Below are 17,679 nucleotides of genomic sequence, written 5' to 3' on the forward strand. Positions count from 1 at the left end.
CCCCGCTGCACGAGTTACCGTCGAACGTACACGACTCATTGCGCGCAGCCGCCCCACCGCCTACACTCAATACCGTGAAGATCTAACGCAGTCTATGTTCCGCGCCCGCGGCGCCGATCCTGTGTGCTCACCTCGTGGCCTCGCCGTTCTGAAAGAACCGCGCGCCACCCTCGCCTCAGCACGGCATGCCCGGCGGAGCTCTCCCTTCGTTCAGAGAGGCGGCTCAACATGCCCGCACCCCAAATCACGACCCCAGATCTGACCGCCGCCACCCGCGCATCACGTGGCGCAGATACAACAAGAGGTAACCAGCACCACCTGAAAGTCGACGGCGTTTCCCACGCCTACGGCGAGCGACGTGTGCTCAGCGACATCTCGTTCACAGCTAAAACCGGTGACCGCGTCGGCCTCATCGGCGAAAACGGCACAGGAAAGTCGACGCTGCTGCGCATTCTGGCGGGATCGGAAGCCCCAAACGCCGGCACGATCCGCTACCCCGGCAGCGTTGGCATGCTTACTCAAGAGCTCCCCTACCCTGACGGCACAGAGATGTCACAAGTGCTCGACGACGCACAACGATCCACGCTGCAAACCCTGCAGCGAATCGAACAACTGGGTGCCGCTTTTGGCGAGCACCCGGACGATCCTGCAATCGCAACCAGCTATGCCGAAGCACTAGAGCGCGCCGAGCATGAACAGGCCTGGGCGGCAGAAGCACGCCGCGGCGACATGCTCACGGGTCTCGGGCTGGGTGGGATCGAACCGTGCACGCGCATCGGGCGCCTTTCGGGCGGTCAGCGCCTCAGGCTCGCGCTTGCCACAGTGCTACTCAAAGCGCCGCACACGCTGCTACTCGACGAGCCTTCCAACCACCTCGACGACGCCTCGGCCGCCTACCTCGAACGTGTGCTGCGGCAGTGGTCCGGCATCGTGTTCGTGGCGAGCCACGACCGCGCGCTGCTCGACGCCGTCACAACGCGCATCCTCGACCTCGACCCGGTGACGCCGATCACGCAGCGCACCACTCTGCAAAACGATGACCCGGGTGCCGGGCTCGGACTGCGCGCCTGGGGCATGGGGTATTCCGCCGCCCGCGAGGCGCGCCGCGCCGAAATGGAGCGCTGGCGCGCCCGGTATGTGGCAGAGAGCGAGGAGCACACTGCACTCGTTCACGAGATCGAGGTGGGATCACGCGAGGTCAACCGCAAACACGAGTCCAAGTCTGAGTCGCGCATCACCCGCAAGTTTTACGCCGACAAGGACGCCAGGGTCACCGCCCGGCGCGCCCGCAACGCGCGAGTGCGGCTAGAAACACTCGAGCGGGATCGCGTACGCCGACCGCCCGAGCCGCTCAGGTTTAGGGGATTTGCGCAGGGTCCCGAGCGAACCACCGACGGCACTGAAGCAGTACTGCAAGCACACGAAGTGGCGCTCGACGCTCGCCTCAGCCCGGTCAGCTTCGCGCTGAAGCCCGGTGGCAGACTGATGTTGACGGGCCCGAACGGGGCTGGCAAATCGACGCTACTCGCGATCCTCGCCGGCAAACTCCAGCCGAGCAAAGGCTCTGTGCAACGAGCCTCCGTGGTGGGGTATCTGCCGCAAGAAGTAACGTTCAAGGACTCTACACAGACCGCGCGCGAAACCTATCGACGTGCAGTGGGCACCGATGTCGCCGAGGAATATCCGCTCGCCGAAACAGGTTTGCTCGCGGTGAGAGACCAAGATCGTCCGGTCGCTGCGCTCAGTGTCGGACAGCGCAGGCGACTCGCGCTTGCAGCACTCGTCGCCGATCCACCGCCAGTGCTGCTACTCGACGAGCCAACTAATCATCTCTCGCTCACACTCGTCGAAGAACTCGAAGAGGCCCTGCAGAGTTTTGAGGGGGCACTCATTATCGCGACGCACGATCGGTGGCTGCGATCCCGCTGGAGTGGAGAAGTGCTGGCAATGTGACCTCGTCAAGTTCGCCCCCACGAACTCATTTGCTCGCAGCTCCAAGCACAGACTCGGGCTATTCCCTCTCGCCGAATCCTTGCTAACGTTGCGGTTTGCCCACGTAGCGACTGCCAGAACAACAGCTACGTGAGCAGTGCCCGCACGCTGGACAACACGCAGGAGCCACCATGAGCGAGATCAACATCGCCAACCCGCACGAGTACGATCATCGTCACGCCGACATCACCTCGGGATGGTTGCGCGCTGCGGTGTTTGGGGCGATGGACGGCCTGGTGTCGAACCTCGGGCTCATCGCGGGTATTGCCGCCGCGGGCGCGGCCCCGGGCATCGTTGCGATCACCGGTGTTTCAGGACTCATCGCGGGGTCCATCTCTATGTCTCTGGGTGAATATGCCTCAGTGCGCACGGCCAACGAACAGGTCGACGCCGAGGTTCGTGTCGAGCGCGAGGCGCACGACCGCAACCCCGACGGCGAACGAGCAGAGCTCGCGCAACTCTTCGAGCGCCTCGGTATGGAAACAGACATTGCACGGACCGCCGCCGAGCAGGTACACGGTGACGCCGAGCAGGCCATTCGCGTGCACATCTCCCACGAACTCGGCATGAGCCCCGAAGAAAAGCCCTCCCCTGGGTCGCGGCGTTCTCGTCGCTCTTCGCGTTTGGCATTGGTGCGCTGATCCCGATCCTGCCCTTCCTCTTTGGCTTTGGCACCCTCGGTTGGGGTCTTGCTCTCGGTGGTGTTGGCCTGCTGCTCGCGGGTGGGATCGCGGCGCGCTTCACCCGCCGCAACTGGCTCGCCGGGGCGGCCCGCCAGTTATTGTTCGGTGGTTTGGCCGTCGGCGTAACCTATGGGGTCGGCAAACTGCTCGAGGTTTCTGCGCTCGTTTAGCAGTTGTTGACTGGCTCGGGGCCTTAGGCTTAACGGGTGCCCAGCCCAGAGTTTGTCGACGCGGTTCTCGCGACAGTCGCGCGTATACCCGCGGGCCGTGTGATGACCTACGGTGACGTCGGGATCGCCATCGGTTCCGAGGCACCCAGGGCCGTCGGCCGGGTCATGGCCCTGTATGGGCACGCGAGCCCCTGGTGGCGCGTCGTGCCCGCGAGTGGCCAGCCGCCACAGGGCCACGAGGTGCTCGCGCTGCCGCACTACCTTGAAGAGGGCACACCCCTGCGTGGTGAACTGCGTCCTGGCGAGTACAGAATCGCGCTTTCCTCGGCACGGCTGCCCTACACCCACGAAATCTATGCGGAGGTCGCACTGTGACAGAAACGACGGCAGAAGATTCGGGATCAGAGCCTTTGGTGTCCACAACGCCCACGCTTCGTCTTGGTTTTGCCCGCGGCGTTGCCCCCAGCAAATGGGCCGACCGCTGGAAAAAGGTGCAGCCTGGCATTGCGCTTGAGCTTGTACCACTAAACCTGGCGTTCGGCGGGCCAAAGCGGCCCGCAAGCTGCGACGTCGTGATCGAGCGTTCTGCCCCGGGTTCGCGCCCAGTTGGTGGCCGACACTCGCTCCGGCTCTACACGGAAGCCATTGCACTCGTCGTGCCCATCGACCACGAGCTTGCCAAGGCGGAAACGGTGTCGGTTGCCGACCTCGCTCTTGTGCCTCTGCTGGATCACCCTGATCATTCTTCCGAGTGGCCAGCAGCCGAGCCGTGGCAGGATCCAGCTTGGATGCCCCGCAACACTTTGGCGGCCCTTGAACTCGTCGCCGCGGGAACCGGTGCGATGCTGCTGCCGCAGCCACTCGCGCGACACATCTCAGACAAGCGCAAACACGCGATCCTGCGGGTGACGGGCGAACCAGCACTCCTGGGAAGCACCATTTGGGCCACCTGGGATGTGGATCGTGATGACCTCGACGTGCAGCAGCTCATTGGTGTGATGCGCGGTCGCACCGCCCGCAGTTCTCGCCCGGCTGCAAACGTCGGGCAGGATCCGGAACCCGTCTCCAAACCCCGCGCGCCTCAACCCAAGGCCACAAAAAAACCAAAGCTCAACCCAAACTCTCGCGGCGCTCAGCTCGCTGCGGCCCGCGAAAAAATCGAGCGAGCCAAGGCAGAAAAACGCAAGGCCGCCCGCCGCAAGCGACGCTAATTGCTCGCGGCGGGTCTCCAAGCTATTTCTTTGCTCGCGCGCGCAGTTCCTTCTCGTGGATCGGCCAGGTGCCAGCGGCGCGCTGCGCGTCGACGTACGTCTGTGCTTCAGCCTGACGCTCTTCTTCTATGCCACTCGCGATCTCGGCGCGAAGCAGTTCGGGGGTGAACCCAAACGCCTCAACGAGGTCAAGCGCGTGGGGGCGCAGCCGCCCGAGCAGACGATCAATGTAGGCGGTGACCGCCTCGGCACGCTGCGGAGAGATGCGCCCCTGCACGAGGTACCACGCGGCACTGTTCTCGATGAGCCCAAATCCGAAGAGATCTCGCAGCCAGATGAGCACGCGGCGCGAATCGGTGTCTTTGACCTTCTCAATGCCCTCGGTGAATGCTTCCCACTGCAAAAGTTCACCGTGGGCCCTCGCCGCTTCGATGAGCTTGTGCTGCTGAGCGTTAAACGCTTCTTCGCTCGCGACCGCATGCGCCAGCTTGTCGCCCTTCGGCACGTCTTTGGTCGCCTCACGCAATGCCATCGCGATCTCCGAAACCATCGTCTCGACTCGATCGGAGAGCAGTGCGTGCTGCGTCTCGGGGGCTCGCATGCTCTCAACAGAGCGTGCGACCTGTCCCAGATCAGCGATGCTCTGGCCGACCCTACGCAGACCAAAACGAGTCACACGGTCACCAAGCTGGCTCGCCGCCGCCTTCGCAAGAACCGCTCGGTCGGCATTCTTGAACTGCGCGGCGTAGTCGGTCAGCAATCGCTTACCCACCAGTTGCAGCAGCACGTTGTTGTCACCCTCGAAAGTGACATAGATGTCGAGGTCGGCACGCAACCCGGTGAGACGGTTCTTAGCCATGAATCCCGCACCGCCACACGCCTCGCGAGCTTCCTGCAGGGTGTCGAGTGCCGCCCAGGTTGAAAGTGGCTTGAGCGCGGCAGCGAGTGTTTCCAGGTCTTCGCGATTCTCGGGGGTATCGCCCGCTCCAGAGAACACCTCGTCAAAGACGGTAAGTAGCCGCTCCCCCGCAAATGCCATCGCGTAGCTCTGCGCGAGCCGCGGAAGCAGTCGACGCTGGTGCTGACCATAATCCATCAGCACGGTGTCGCAGCCCGAAGCACCAGGAAACTGCCGACGCTCGCTGCCGTAGCGAATCGCGATGGCAAGCGCGGCCTGCATTGCACGCACCGCTGATCCGTCAAGCGAAACACGGCCCTGCACCAGAGTGCCAATCATTGTAAAGAAGCGTCTACCCGGGCTCTCAATCGAGGAAGAGTAGGTACCGTCAGCCGATACATCTCCGTAACGGTTCAGCAAGTTCGTGCGCGGCACCCTCACGTTGGTGAAGTGCAGCCGCCCGTTATCAATACCGTTCAGGCCTCCTTTAACTCCGTCGTCTTCACTACCGACGCCGGGTAGCATGTCGCCCGCGGGCGTGCGAATCGGAACGAAGAACGCATGCACACCGTGGTTGACGTTGTTGGTGATAAGTTGCGCAAACACGACTGCAGCCTGCCCGTGTAGTGCGGCGTTACCCAGGTAATCCTTCCACGCACCCTTAAACGGGGTGTGGATCACAAATTCCTCGGTCTCAGCGTCGTACGTTGCCGTGGTACCGATCGAGGCAACATCTGATCCGTGACCGATCTCGGTCATCGCGAAGGCACCGGGCAGCTTGAGGGTCATCACATCGGGCAGCCACTTTTCGTGGTGTTCGCGAGTGCCGAGGTGCAGGATGGCGGCGCCAAAGAGTCCCCATTGCACACCGCTTTTAATCTGCATTGAAGGATCGGCAAGCACCAGTTCCTGATACGCCGCGATATTGCCGCCGTGATTGTCATCGCCGCCCAGAGATTTGGGGAAGGCCCTTTGAATCGCTCCTGACTCAACGAGAATGCCGAGTTGTTCAAGCACGCGCTGGCGGTGCTCTTCCATGGGCTGGCCATATATCGTGTGCATACGCGGATCCTCGGCCATCTGCCGCCCCTCAAGCCGCTCCTTCTTCCATTTGCCGAGCAGCGCATCACCGACAGCGCTGACGTCAATGCGGTCAGCGGAAGTGGCCTTGCTTGGACGAGAAATGGTGGTGTCGGTCATCGAAGCTCCTTAAGAAGTGGGCAGCGGGCGAATACACACGGAGTTCACACTGCTGTCCTCGCGATGAAGTCAGCGTAAGCCCGACCTCGGACACTGACAACCAATCGACTCACACCCCACAACAAAGCGCACGATCCACCCTGTTCAACTTTGTGCACGATCTCCAAAAATGGCCCTATATCCCTAGAGAGCTTCTCCAGACACCGGCGCTCCTTTCTCTCCACCGCTCAATCGGGTGTCGCCATATTGTGGGTTGGCTCGACGCGAACCCGCAATTTGGCAGCACTCGATAGTGTTCCCAGGATCACACCGCGCAGCAAGCCACGATTGACCAATTCCTCAGCGCCGCACTTGATATCGCAGGTGAGGCACCCGGTTATCCTGGACCACCTCCGGGTTCTCGAACAGGTGCCGCGCGTCGACCGACCCGAAGTAACACTTACCCGCCCCAAACACAACAGGCACCACATCCATGCGTACTTCGTCGACGAGACCAGCAGCAAACGCTTGACCGCCGACGTTGCCGCGGCAACCTCAACCACGTGTTCGACATCGAGCCATACATCGCTACGTTGCCAGCGAGACGCTCCTCTGCGTTGGAATACACCCGATAGTGATTTTAGAGCTTCTGCCCGGGCACAAAGTCGCCGAAGTAGGCGGGCTTGATCTCTGCGTTCTCCAGCATCTCACGCGTGCGTTTTTGGGCAGTGCGCGGGATCACCGTTATAACCTGCCCGGTTTTGCCTGCGCGGCCCGTTCGACCGGCGCGATGCAGGTAGGTCTTGTAGTCGCTTGGCGGATCCGCCTGCACCACCAGGTCAACATCGTCGACGTGGATGCCTCGCGCCGCGACGTCGGTCGCAACCAGCACTGCAGATTTTCCCTCGGCGAAGCGCGCCAGGTTTCGTTCGCGTTTCGACTGACTGAGATCGCCATGCAGTGCCGTGGCGTGCACTCCGGCGAGCTCCAAAAGCTCAGTGACCTGCTCGGCATACGCACGGGTGCGACAGAACACCATGATGCGCCCTCGCCGCAAGGCGAGCTGCGTGAGCACCTGATTTTTGTCTTCTCGCATCACGATGAGTACCTTGTGCGTTGAGGATCCGCGAGCTGCTTCTTCAGCCTCGTGCGCGGCGGGTTTACGCAAGAACTCGGCGATCAGCTCAGAAACCCCGCTGTCGAGCGTCGCCGAAAACAGCAGCCGTTGACCCCCGCGCTCAGTCTCGCGCAAGATACGCTGCACAGGTTCAAGGAAACCAAGATCACACATGTGATCGGCTTCATCAAGCACGGTCACCACGACCTCACGCAGGTCGAGCTTGCGGCGCGTCACAAGATCTTGCACACGGCCCGGTGTGCCGATCACGATATCGATGCCGCGCTCGAGCGCGTGCAATTGCGGATCAATCGGCACACCACCCACCATCTGTGCGGTGTAGAACCCAACGGACCTCGCGATCGGCTGCACCGTGCGATCGATCTGCAGTGCGAGCTCTCTGGTGGGGGCGAGGATCAGCGCTTTGGGTTTACGAGCGATTCGTTTCGGAGCGCGCTCTCCACGCTTCGGCTTCATCTGCGAAGCCTTAGGGTCGTTTACAAACAGACCCTGTGCCTTCAGAATAAGCAGCCGCTCAACCAAAGCAGCACCGAAGGCGATTGTTTTGCCAGAACCCGTTTGCGCGCGCCCGAGTACGTCACGGCCAAGCAGAGTGTCGGGAATCGTCGCGGCCTGAATCGGAAACGGCCTCACGGCTCCAAGCTCTTCGAGCGTGCGCACGATGTTGCCGCCAAGGCCGAGACCTGTAAACGTCGCTCCTGCAACGTCGTCAGCTGTCGTAAGTTTGGATTCAATCCGGCTCAGCACAATGTCTGGTTCAGCACGGTGAGTGTTCTTGCGGGCCGACGGCCCCACTCGAGCAATTTCGTCGCGCTCGTCGAACCTGCGGGCGGGTTCTTGGCCTCGGCGGCGCTGATCATTACGCTTCGAGTCGCGGCCATCAGAATCTCTGCTCGCAGAATCTTTTCGCGCGGGATCCCGCCGCCCGTCAGACTGCTTTGCGGGCTTGCCTGAACTGTCTGCGGACTGCCCACCAAATCGTTTCGGCTTGCGCCCACGATTCGGCTCGTAATTCGCTGGAGCTTTGAATCCCCGCCGTTTGCCAGCCATGACTAATCCTGCTCGCGATGCTCGCCGTGCTCGGATGGACCCGACTCACCCTGTTCGGGATCGCCTGCCTTGGTCTCGTTTGTTTCGGGGGCAGGCTTTGAGGCGCCCCCGTCATCGACCTCCTGGGTCGCCTGCCACAGCAGCTCTTCCCAGTTCAGTTCACCCGTGGTGACCGGAACCGCGTCGGCAGGGGCTTCAGCTGCGGGCTCGACACGAGACGAAGTGTCAGGAGAGTCTTCGGGCGTTTGCTCAGGGTCGAGCGCTGGCCGAGGCCTGCGCATCTTGACCGGCTCAGGGTTGAAGGTCACTTCCCGAATTCCGGGTAGCCCAAATTCAGAAGCCGCTGTTTCGGAATCCGATGTCTCGGCAGGCATCGGCTCGACGACATCCGGCTCAGCGGCCTCAGCTTCAACCGCATTCGGACCAGAAGACAACTCCGGCGCGATAGCGGCAACGGTTTCTTCTTCAGCAGGCAGTAGAGCAGTCCGTTGCGCAGTATCGCCTGATTGCGCCTTCGTTTCGTTAGGTCCGAGTTCGTCCCAGGGCTTTGAGGTGAACACCGCTTCGGGGTCACCCGCGGAAACCGCGCCAGCTGCGGTCCCCCCGCCGACAACAGCCAAAGCACCGGCTGGCTCGGGCCCGCGCACGGGTCCGCTCGGAGGTGCGCCTGCTCCTGCCCGCCTGTTCCGCCAGTTCTCACGAAGCCGCTCCACCGCAAAGTACAGCGTCGGCAGCACAACAAGCGTGAGTACAGTTGAGGAGAGCAGACCACCGATCACCACAACGGCGAGCGGCTGCGAGATGAAACCGCCCTTGCCAGTAATTCCGAAGGCCATCGGTGTCAGCGCAAAGATTGTCGCGAGTGCGGTCATAACGATGGGCCGCAGACGGTTCAAAGCACCGTGCATCACGGCATCTCGCAGCGCATCGCCCCGACTGCGGTACTGATTCACCAGGTCGATAAGCACAATCGCGTTTGTCACGACAATACCAACAAGCATCAGCACGCCGATCAGCGAGGGGATGCCGAGCGGGATGCCAGTAGCGATCAACAACAGAATCGCACCGGTTGCCGCGAACGGCACCGACACGAGCAACAGCAGTGGCTGCAATAGGCTGCGGAAAGTCGCGACCATCACGACGTACACGATGAGGATCGCGGCGAGCAGCGCGAGGCCCAACTGCTGGAAGGAATCCGCCTGCTGCGCCTGAACACCACCGATGTTCGCGCTCGCACCGGCAGGGAGCTTCACTTCTTCGAGCGCAGTGTTTACAGCTGTGCCTGCGGCCGTCAGGTCGTCTCCCTTGGGCAGCGCCGACACCGTCACCATGCGCACATTGTTCTCGGTGCGGATCGTCACAGGACCGTCAGCAACCTCAACCGTTGCGAGGGACTCAAGTGTCCTCGGACCAGCCGCAGTCTGAATCAGCAGCGCGTTGACTCCGGCCTCATCGTTCGGGGCTTCCCCCTCAGAGAGGTACACGGTGATCGTATCCGACTCCATCATGATCTGACCGATCTGGCTTGGTTGCATCTGCGCAGCGACTTGACCAGCAACGGCAGCCTCGGTCAGTCCAACCTCGGCAGCCTTGCTGCGATCAACAACAACACTCAAGTACGGTCGAGATTGGCCAAGATCGCTCTCAACCTGGCGCAGGCCGCCCTGTTTCTTGAGCGACGCTTCCACCGCGTCACTGGCCTCGACGAGCACCTTTTGATCTGGTGCGGTGACGTAGATCTCGATGGCAGTCGATCCGGCGATTCCGCCGCTCGACTGCCCGAGCGAGAATTCACCAGCATCGTCGAGCTTCTCAACGGCCTTACGAATCTGATCCTGCACCTCGCTCTGATTCGCATCAGGATCAGTGGTGAGCGAGTAGCTGATGGTTCCATCATTACCGCCGCCAAACAGAGCTGCCATGCCGTTCCCCGCGTTACCGATGGTGACCTGCACGGTCTCGACGGTGGGCAGGTTTTTCAGCGCGGTTTCGACACGTTCTGCTTGGGTCAGCTGCGCATCGAGACTCGTTCCCGGCGCAAGCGCCTGGGTGAGCCCCACGGAGTTCTGTTCGTCAGAGCCAATGAAATTGGTCTTCATGAACTGGGCGGAGAATCCGCTCAGCACCAGAACCAGCAGTGCCGACACAAGAGTGACTGCGGGCCGCTTCAGCGTCCAGGTGATAATCGGACGGTAACCGCGCTGCAGAGCGGTTACACTTTTTTCGCCCGAATCGGCTGTTGCCGCAGCATCGAGCCTCTCAGCACGACGACTGCGACGCGACGCCTTCTCACTGTCTGGCTTCAAGAACCAGTAGGCAAGCACGGGAACAATCGTGAGCGACACCAACAGCGACGCAACCAGCGCGATCGTCACGGTAAACGCAAACGGTCGGAAGAGTTCACCCACCATGCCGTCGACAAAGGCCATCGGCAAAAACACCGCAACCGTGGTGATCGTTGACGCAGTAATAGCCCCGGCCACCTCGCGTACTGCACGCACGATGGTTGCAGCCTTATCGCTATCGTGAGAGAGGTGTCTCTTGATGTTCTCAATCACCACGATCGAATCGTCAACAACACGACCAATTGAGATCGTGAGTGCACCGAGCGTCAGCAAATTGAGGGAGTACTCGGCAAAATTCAGTCCCACAAAGGTGAGTAGCACCGAGGTGGGAATGGAGATCGCTGTCACCAATGTCGCTCGAATAGACATCAAGAAGACCAGGATCACGAGAACGGCAAACACGAGCCCGAGCAGTCCCTCGGTCGTCAGCGTCTCAATCGAGTGCTCAACGTAGGGTGCCTGATCGAAGATAATGGTCAGCTTCGCTCCACCAAGTTTGTCCTTCAGATCGTCGAGCTTGTTCTGCACCGCATGCGACACATCGACCGTGTTCGCCGCAGACATCTTGGTGACACCAATCGTGAGGGCAGGAGCACCATTCACCCGCGAAATGCTCTGCTCTGGGTTCGGCTCGAGGTTCACTTCAGCGACAGAGCCAATGGTCGCAACCGCTGTCGGCTCCGCGGTGACAGGAGTAGCCGGGGTCTCTGTGGTCGTTGCCGAAGCTGGATCGGCACCGGCCGCTGCATCCTCCGACATCGAGACACCGGGCTGTTGAGCGGCCGCAGCTGCTTGCTGTTCGAGCACGGCTTGCTGCTGAGCGGCCAACGCCGCCGGGCTCAGTGCGAGTGGAAGCGCGGCGATCTCCTCAGCGGAGCGCACCTCCGACCCTGCCTGAACGGCGAGCGTGCGTTCCCCCTCGGTGACGGTGCCAGCCGCCATCAGCACGCCGCTCTGTTGAAGCGTGTCCTTAATCGACTGCTCCGTGAGTCCCTGGGCTGCAAGCGCTTCTGCGTTCGGAGTAATTGTGACGCGATCTCCGCGAGCACCAGCCAACTGCGCATCACGAACGCCATCGAGATCGCTCAACTCCGGGATCGCCACGCGCTCAATCAGCTTCGCAGTATCTTCTGCAGTGTCTCCCTCTGCGGGGCCACAGCAATTTGAATTACGGGGAAGTCATCGATGCTGCCAGACAGCACTTGCGTGTCAGCTGATTGGGGCAGCATCTTTGAGAGGCGGCTAATCGCACGCTCAACCCGCTGTTCGGTTACAGACAGATCTACGCCATATTCAAACTGCGCAACGATCATCGAGGCACCGGTGCTCGACGTAGCCGTAGTGCTCTCAAGCTTCGTCACACCTCGCAGTGCCGTTTCGATCGGCCCGGAGACGTCTTTGTTTACTACCTCGGGCGAAGCACCCGGGTAGGAGGTCACCACCGCGATCGCAGGGAACTGCACCGAGGGCATCAGCTCTTGCTTCAGCGACCCCACGCCGATCAGACCAAAGACCGCAGCAACCACGGTCACGAGCGCAATCAAAGCCCGATTTTTCAGGCTCAGCGCTGTGAAAATATACATAGGTTTGATTATCCCACGCCCCTACGACGTAGCGTGACCCGCCCGGTGTACGCAGTCGGCGGTTCACGGGTGGATAATACAAAGATGCCGCTGATCCGAAGTCGTCGCACACTCGGCGCCGTCACCCCCGCAGATTTCGAACGACTCGCCAGCCTTCGTCGCATGCAGGGCATTGCGCTCGGGTTGCTCGCCCTCATGGCGGTCATTTTTGTCGTCTCGTTTGCACTGCAAGAACGGATCTCCTGGCTCAGTTATGTGCGGGCGGCAAGCGAGGGCGGCATGGTGGGCGCACTCGCCGACTGGTTCGCCGTCACAGCCCTCTTCCGCTACCCCATGGGGATCAGGATTCCCCACACCAACCTGATCTCGAGCAAAAAGGACGACATCGGAGAGGGCCTCGGATCCTTCATCGAGGAGAACTTTCTTGCAGACGATGTTGTGCACGACAAACTCGCGCAGATTAGCGGCGCACGCATGGCGGGCGAGTGGGTTGCACAGCAGCCCAACGCTGAAAAGATCGGCGGCATGATCGCGAGCGCTGGACTCGGTGCGCTCACGGTGCTCGACGACAACGACGTTCGAGAGCTGATTGAGTCGCTCGTGCGCAGGCACATTATCGACCCGGATTGGGCTCCGCTACTCGGCCGCACTACCGCCAGCTTTGTCGAGGGCGGCCACCACGAAGCCCTTATCGACATGGCGGCTTCACGGTTTGAGGGCTGGCTGATCGCGCACCCCGCAGCGTTCGATCGCGTTGTGTCCTCGCGCCTGCCATCGTGGGTACCCGGGATTGTGGATCGTTTTATCGATGACAGGCTCCACTCCGAGGCCGTGCGCTTTACGCGGGCTGTTGCCACGGATCGCTCTCACCCCTTCCGCAACGCCATCAAGCGTTTCCTAAGCGACCTCGGACGAGACCTTCAGAATCAAAACACGCTGCAGCAGCAGCTTGAGGCTTTCAAACACGAGGTGTTCGACAGTCCCCGCATCCGATCCCTCGCCGCGACCAGCTGGGACGTCATGCAATCCACGCTCGTCGAGATGCTTGAGGATCCCAAGAGCGACATTCGCAGGAGGCTCGTGAAGGCACTTCAAGATTTTGGGCTCCGCTTGCAAGAAGACTCAACACTGCAGTACAAGATCGACGTGTGGGTGATGGGCGCGGTCGAGCACCTCGTGCACAATTACCGCCACGACATCGCAAACGTGATTACCGAAACGGTGCACCGCTGGGATGCCCGCGAGGCCGCCGAAAAAATCGAGCTGCAGGTCGGAAAGGATCTTCAGTTCATTCGCATTAATGGAACGATCGTAGGATCACTCGCGGGTCTTACCATCTACACAATTGCGACGCTCGTGATCGCACCGCTGGTGCACTAGTTCTTGAACTTGACCGGAAGCAACATGTCTTGCACCCGGTCAGATGATGCAGTGTGATCGGCGCGAGTCGCGATCGCGCACTGGCTCACGCGGCAGTCAAGTGTTCCCTCAACGGCATCGGGCACCGTGATGCGTGCGCTGAATGTTCCCGTCTTCGGATCGTCGTACCCCTGCGTGGCAAACGCACGCCACGCCCAGTCATCGGTAATCCAAACGCTGGACAGAGCCGTCGCACCCGCAGCTGCCCCGTCGGTGGCACCGCTGGGAACGCCACCGAGACAGGGCGACGGCTTTTCTTTCGGATCAGCGGGGATGCCACAGATTGCAACGTATATTCCGATGTCAGCATTAAAACCTTTGCCATCAACCACAAGCACTTCGCCCGGGGTGAGCGCGGCGAGATCGGCGGGTTTCCCGTCAACACTCATGACGCTCAATTCGCGCGTGCGGCCATCGGATCCGACCGCGCTGGTCTCAGACACAATGCGATCTGGTACCTGTTGACCCGATCCTCCAGTGCTCTGGTGAGTCAGGATCGGCAACAGCACGGCAACGACAATGCCCAGCACAAGCAGGGCAACGACGAGCAGAGTAACGAGCACGATTCGCTGAGTACGCGAGCGTGCACGAGTAGCATTCATGATCTAAGCGTAACGCGTTCAGCTCAGAGGTCGGGTGGCAACTACTTCCAAACGACCGCGGGAGAATCAGCGGTGAAATCGACGTACGGGGTCAGCAGCTGCCCGCCGTAGAGCAACTCGCCGGAGACCCTGGAACCGTTGTTCTCTGCCTCGAGCCGGGTCTTCACCTGAGCGTTCAACACACTGTAAGTGGTTCCCGGTGCGGCTGCATCAAGCTGAACAATGAGCGAATCGAGCGCTGCTTTACCCTCGATATCGAGCGAGCGACGAACCGTGCCCTCAATGGGGTTGCCCCGTCATTGAGTTTGGCCGACACGTCGAGTCCGCAGGGTGTCGCCAGAGTTGTCATCGCGATGCACTCGTCCAGAGAGGCGCGAACCATATCGCTGAAGCGCGCCGTGGTGTCTGGTGTGGCGGTCGGTTGGAGTGCGCCCAGAGCCGCGGCCTGCTCTGGGGTCGCGATCAGCATCACATCGGCATCCGTGCCGAAGACAAAAGCGTCTTGGTTCAACCCAAGCTGGTACGTGCCGGGAAACACACGAGCCTCAGCCTGTTCTGGAGCCACGCCGTTGAGCGTCACTCCAAAACCATTCAACGAGGAGAGCGGCACAGGAATCAAACCGTCGTTGAGTTGCCAACCACCCGAGGTGTTCCAGAGTCGAAATGTGCGTTCGACCGGAGTATCCCCCACCGTGAACTTCGCAGGAACTTCAACCTGCTCGCCAGATTCGACGGGCTCACCAACCGAGACATTCGAGAACGGCGCTAATTCGTTCGACCGCTTCAACACCTCCTCACTCAGCAGCGGCTCGGTTGGGCCCGCCCCAACAATCTTGCGAGCGGTTTCTGCGTCACCGCTCGCGAGCGCATCAAGGTAGGTCTTCACCGTCTTGGGCGCAGCTTTGATTGACTGCTGCATACCCATTGCGTCGACAACGGACGGTGCCATCACCGCACGCAACGCGTAGCCGCCACCGAATGCAAGCAAAACAGCGAGAACGGCAACGACGAGACCCACTGGCCGTTTGCGACGTGCCTTCGTCGCAGGGCTCGGCCACGAAGGCGGTGCGGGAATCGAAGTCAGCAGTTCTGGGTCGGGCTGAGGCACCTCGGGCTGGGTGGCGTCTGGCTCAACCGGCTCTGTTTGTTCAAGAGGTGCAGGCTCTTGAACGGTTGGTTCGGGATCAGCGGCGGTGATTGCACGCTCAAACCAGTCTGCGCTGTGATCGTTTTCGATGGGGCTCGGCTCGGGCGTGACGGGCTCGGGCAGAACCGGCTCAGGCAGCACAATCGGAGTGACTTCTTCGACCGCGTTTACCGGAGGGGTGTCGGTCAACTCAGTCTCATCTTCTTGGGTCTCCGACTGCGGGTCGGTGAACCCAAGGTAGGGAAACGGGCTTTCCCATTCGTCATCTGGATCAACACCTGATCCGGTTGTTCTCATTGGTAGCTGACCAGTAAAGGCTTAGGCAACACTGCGACGCGCACGGCGCCGAACCAAGAGGCTTGCAGCACCGAGCACAACGCTTCCTGCTGCCAGGAGCGCGAAAGTCCCCGCCGTCTCGGAACCGGTTGCGGCCAGTCGCGAGGTGGTGACGGTGCCAGCAACAAACCCTGTTCCAGTAGACCCGTCGGTGGAGTCACCGATAATGATGCGGTTCCAGCCGATCAACTCTCCGCCGTCGTAGACGGCGAGACGGTGCGAACCGGTCAGACCGGCGGGAAGCGTAACCGTGACGTTGCCATCGGAGTCAACCTTGTGACGCCCAAGGTAGGTCGGCTCGGAAAAGACATAGACGTCAACCTCTTTGCCAGCAAACTGAGTTCCAACAAAAATCTTGACCTGTGCACCTGCAACGGCTGTTGGCTGTGCGCCAACCTTACCTTCAAGCGCCGGCGAAAGCTGGTTCTCGTTGGGTGCCGAGGATGGAGGAGTACCCCCGCCTGTTGTTGTCTTTTCGTCGGTGTTCTTGTCTTTTCCGGTTTCAGTCGATTTGTCTTTGCTGCCGTTCGGGCCCTTTTCCTTTTCAGGATTTGTCTCGGGAGCGGGCTTCACCTCGGGCACGAACTCCGGCCATTCCGTCGGGGCCTCCGAAGCCGCCTCGAAACCGGGGTTTGGCACGGCAGTCAGCTTGACTGGAGCCACAATGACATGCGGACCCGGAGCCCAGATCTTGCCGGTTGAATCTCGGTAAGTGAACTCGTTAGATTCGGGGACAGTAAGGGTAAAAGTTTTGGAATCAAACGAGGGCACCTCTGGCGTTGCTGGGGTCACGTCGACCCTCGCACCCGCCAAGAACCGTGCACCGTCTTTGCTCACCTCAAACAGCATGACTGAATAGGCACCGGAGGGCTTAAATGAGACCGTCTTTTCAACGCTCTTCCGGAAGGTAAGATCCTGGCTCTTTACTTCCTGGGTAAGGTCAGCCATGGCCTGCTCGATCCCTGGGAATGCTGCAGCAGCCCCGACGCCTTCCGCGTTCCAGGCCGTGACGTCTTGAGGCGCATCAGCGGCGTAGACGCCAAGTTTAAGCGAGCTGTCAGTACCCCAGAGAGCGCTTGTGTAGCTGAAAGACATCGTGAAGCCCTCAGCGCTCGGAACAACCTTGAAGTTGTTGTCGACCCAAATGCTTCCACGTGAAGCAGGCGTCGTCGCTTCTGAAATTGCGGTCTCGCCGCCGGTCGATGCATCTGAATTAGCATTCGCGGCGCTAACGCCAGAAGTGAGAACAAAGGCCGATGCCGCCAACAGAACAGCAGCGTGCTTTACAAACTTCATTTTGAACTCTCCGTGTTGGGGTCAGCCGTGTCGCCACCTTGAACAAATCAGAACACTGCTATCTATCTGACCCCCAGTTCAGGTATTTCTACCTAAACCCCCACCCTGACAGGGGACCGAGTAAACATATCACTTTCATAAGCTCAGAGAAAATTGACGGCATCGTTTGAGGTCTTTTGTGGCGCAGATCTGCACGATTGCGCAGTTGTTCGCCGAAAACAACAGACATGTGGCTGACACCTGGCTCCCCCACCTCTTCATGGCAAGGCTAGTCACAGACTCTCTCATGCTAGAATCTGCTCTATACGTCTATGTTTATTGGTACCTGTCTCGCCGGCTCTAGTCCGCGGGACCTGAATGTGTAAGGGGGTCACGCATGGGGCGCGGCCGTCAAAAGGCAAAGCACACCAAAGTCGCCAGGGAGCTGAAGTATTTCAGTCCTGACACGAACTACTCTGCGCTTGAGCGAGAACTAGGAACGCCGTCTTCGGGAGGAACCGAAGAGGACGCCTGGGCCGAATACGCGGAGAAGTACGGCGACGACGACAAAGACGACGAACGCTAGACGTCTTGCAGCTAAATATCCGAGCGGACTGGTTAGACCGGTCCACTCGGATATTTGTTGTTCGT

General features: G+C 60.6%; 13 protein-coding genes and 2 pseudogenes. 6 read left to right on the forward strand and 9 right to left on the reverse strand.

Annotation, left to right across the window (positions count from 1 at the left end; genetic code table 11):
* Window positions 1–228: 228 nt before the first annotated feature.
* The 4 genes and pseudogenes from G7066_RS12525 to G7066_RS12540 all read left to right on the forward strand — a co-directional run bounded on the left by G7066_RS12525 (window position 229) and on the right by G7066_RS12540 (window position 4,056).
* Window positions 229–1,953: an ABC-F family ATP-binding cassette domain-containing protein gene (locus G7066_RS12525; RefSeq protein ID WP_166331431.1), complete on the forward strand. Its 1,725-nt coding sequence runs from the start codon at window positions 229–231 to the stop codon at window positions 1,951–1,953.
* A gap of 263 nt (window positions 1,954–2,216) precedes the next feature.
* Window positions 2,217–2,845 (forward strand): annotated as a pseudogene (locus G7066_RS12530) (VIT1/CCC1 transporter family protein).
* Between the two features lie 36 nt (window positions 2,846–2,881).
* The gene (locus tag G7066_RS12535; protein WP_166331432.1) at window positions 2,882–3,220 is read left to right on the forward strand and encodes an MGMT family protein; all 339 of its coding nucleotides are present in this window, start codon (window positions 2,882–2,884) and stop codon (window positions 3,218–3,220) included.
* On the forward strand, window positions 3,217–4,056 hold the full coding sequence (locus G7066_RS12540) for a LysR family transcriptional regulator (RefSeq protein ID WP_166331433.1): 840 nt from the start codon (window positions 3,217–3,219) through the stop codon (window positions 4,054–4,056). Before G7066_RS12535 ends, G7066_RS12540 begins: the two co-directional genes overlap by 4 nt.
* Window positions 4,057–4,078: 22 nt before the next feature.
* On the opposite strand, the gene G7066_RS12545 is transcribed toward G7066_RS12540, so the two are convergent.
* The 5 genes and pseudogenes from G7066_RS12545 to G7066_RS12565 all read right to left on the reverse strand — a co-directional run bounded on the left by G7066_RS12545 (window position 4,079) and on the right by G7066_RS12565 (window position 12,249).
* Window positions 4,079–6,154: an acyl-CoA dehydrogenase family protein gene (locus G7066_RS12545; protein ID WP_166331434.1), complete on the reverse strand. Its 2,076-nt coding sequence runs from the start codon at window positions 6,152–6,154 to the stop codon at window positions 4,079–4,081.
* Between the two features lie 339 nt (window positions 6,155–6,493).
* Window positions 6,494–6,679, reverse strand: a pseudogene (locus tag G7066_RS12550) (dihydrofolate reductase); the annotation flags it as partial.
* Window positions 6,680–6,773: 94 nt separating this feature from the next.
* Window positions 6,774–8,321, reverse strand: coding sequence for a DEAD/DEAH box helicase (locus G7066_RS12555; RefSeq protein WP_166331435.1), 1,548 nt, complete (start codon window positions 8,319–8,321; stop codon window positions 6,774–6,776).
* Between the two features lie 2 nt (window positions 8,322–8,323).
* Window positions 8,324–11,770 carry an efflux RND transporter permease subunit gene (locus tag G7066_RS12560; protein WP_280116170.1) on the reverse strand — a complete coding sequence of 1,149 codons (3,447 nt, stop codon included), beginning with the start codon at window positions 11,768–11,770 and terminating at the stop codon, window positions 8,324–8,326.
* A gap of 8 nt (window positions 11,771–11,778) precedes the next feature.
* The gene (locus G7066_RS12565) at window positions 11,779–12,249 is read right to left on the reverse strand and encodes an efflux RND transporter permease subunit (protein WP_166331436.1); all 471 of its coding nucleotides are present in this window, start codon (window positions 12,247–12,249) and stop codon (window positions 11,779–11,781) included.
* 84 nt (window positions 12,250–12,333) lie between these two features.
* Between G7066_RS12565 and G7066_RS12570 the strand changes: the two genes are divergently transcribed.
* Window positions 12,334–13,629, forward strand: coding sequence for a DUF445 domain-containing protein (locus G7066_RS12570; protein ID WP_166331437.1), 1,296 nt, complete (start codon window positions 12,334–12,336; stop codon window positions 13,627–13,629).
* On the opposite strand, the gene G7066_RS12575 is transcribed toward G7066_RS12570, so the two are convergent.
* Genes G7066_RS12575 through G7066_RS12590 form a run of 4 tightly spaced genes read right to left on the reverse strand, consistent with a single transcriptional unit; the run spans window position 13,626 to window position 17,049 of the window.
* Window positions 13,626–14,270, reverse strand: coding sequence for a hypothetical protein (locus G7066_RS12575; protein WP_166331438.1), 645 nt, complete (start codon window positions 14,268–14,270; stop codon window positions 13,626–13,628). The two genes, G7066_RS12570 and G7066_RS12575, sit on opposite strands and share 4 nt — an antisense overlap.
* Window positions 14,271–14,311: 41 nt before the next feature.
* Complete coding sequence (locus tag G7066_RS12580) at window positions 14,312–14,452, reverse strand: hypothetical protein (protein WP_166331439.1); 141 nt, start codon at window positions 14,450–14,452, stop codon at window positions 14,312–14,314.
* Window positions 14,446–15,714: a hypothetical protein gene (locus G7066_RS12585; protein WP_166331440.1), complete on the reverse strand. Its 1,269-nt coding sequence runs from the start codon at window positions 15,712–15,714 to the stop codon at window positions 14,446–14,448. Before G7066_RS12585 ends, G7066_RS12580 begins: the two co-directional genes overlap by 7 nt.
* Before the next feature lie 21 nt (window positions 15,715–15,735).
* Window positions 15,736–17,049, reverse strand: coding sequence for an LPXTG cell wall anchor domain-containing protein (locus G7066_RS12590; RefSeq protein ID WP_166331441.1), 1,314 nt, complete (start codon window positions 17,047–17,049; stop codon window positions 15,736–15,738).
* 376 nt (window positions 17,050–17,425) lie between these two features.
* Here G7066_RS12590 and G7066_RS12595 point away from each other — a divergent pair, with 376 nt between their 5' ends.
* Window positions 17,426–17,614, forward strand: coding sequence for a DUF3073 domain-containing protein (locus G7066_RS12595; RefSeq protein ID WP_166290408.1), 189 nt, complete (start codon window positions 17,426–17,428; stop codon window positions 17,612–17,614).
* Window positions 17,615–17,679: the final 65 nt, after the last annotated feature.

Origin of the sequence: Leucobacter coleopterorum (genome assembly GCF_011382985.1) — a bacterium.
Classification (GTDB): Bacteria; Actinomycetota; Actinomycetes; order Actinomycetales; family Microbacteriaceae; genus Leucobacter; species Leucobacter coleopterorum.

Bases quoted from the DNA above. Each gene is read 5' to 3' on its own strand.
- G7066_RS12525 (WP_166331431.1), top strand. From the start codon at position 229: ATGCCCGCACCCCAAATCACGACCCCAGATCTGACCGCCGCCACCCGC.
- G7066_RS12545 (WP_166331434.1), bottom strand. From the start codon at position 6,154: ATGACCGACACCACCATTTCTCGTCCAAGCAAGGCCACTTCCGCTGAC.
- G7066_RS12555 (WP_166331435.1), bottom strand. From the start codon at position 8,321: ATGGCTGGCAAACGGCGGGGATTCAAAGCTCCAGCGAATTACGAGCCG.
- G7066_RS12565 (WP_166331436.1), bottom strand. From the start codon at position 12,249: ATGTATATTTTCACAGCGCTGAGCCTGAAAAATCGGGCTTTGATTGCG.
- G7066_RS12570 (WP_166331437.1), top strand. From the start codon at position 12,334: ATGCCGCTGATCCGAAGTCGTCGCACACTCGGCGCCGTCACCCCCGCA.
- G7066_RS12575 (WP_166331438.1), bottom strand. From the start codon at position 14,270: ATGAATGCTACTCGTGCACGCTCGCGTACTCAGCGAATCGTGCTCGTT.
- G7066_RS12585 (WP_166331440.1), bottom strand. From the start codon at position 15,714: ATGAGAACAACCGGATCAGGTGTTGATCCAGATGACGAATGGGAAAGC.
- G7066_RS12590 (WP_166331441.1), bottom strand. From the start codon at position 17,049: ATGAAGTTTGTAAAGCACGCTGCTGTTCTGTTGGCGGCATCGGCCTTT.
- G7066_RS12595 (WP_166290408.1), top strand. From the start codon at position 17,426: ATGGGGCGCGGCCGTCAAAAGGCAAAGCACACCAAAGTCGCCAGGGAG.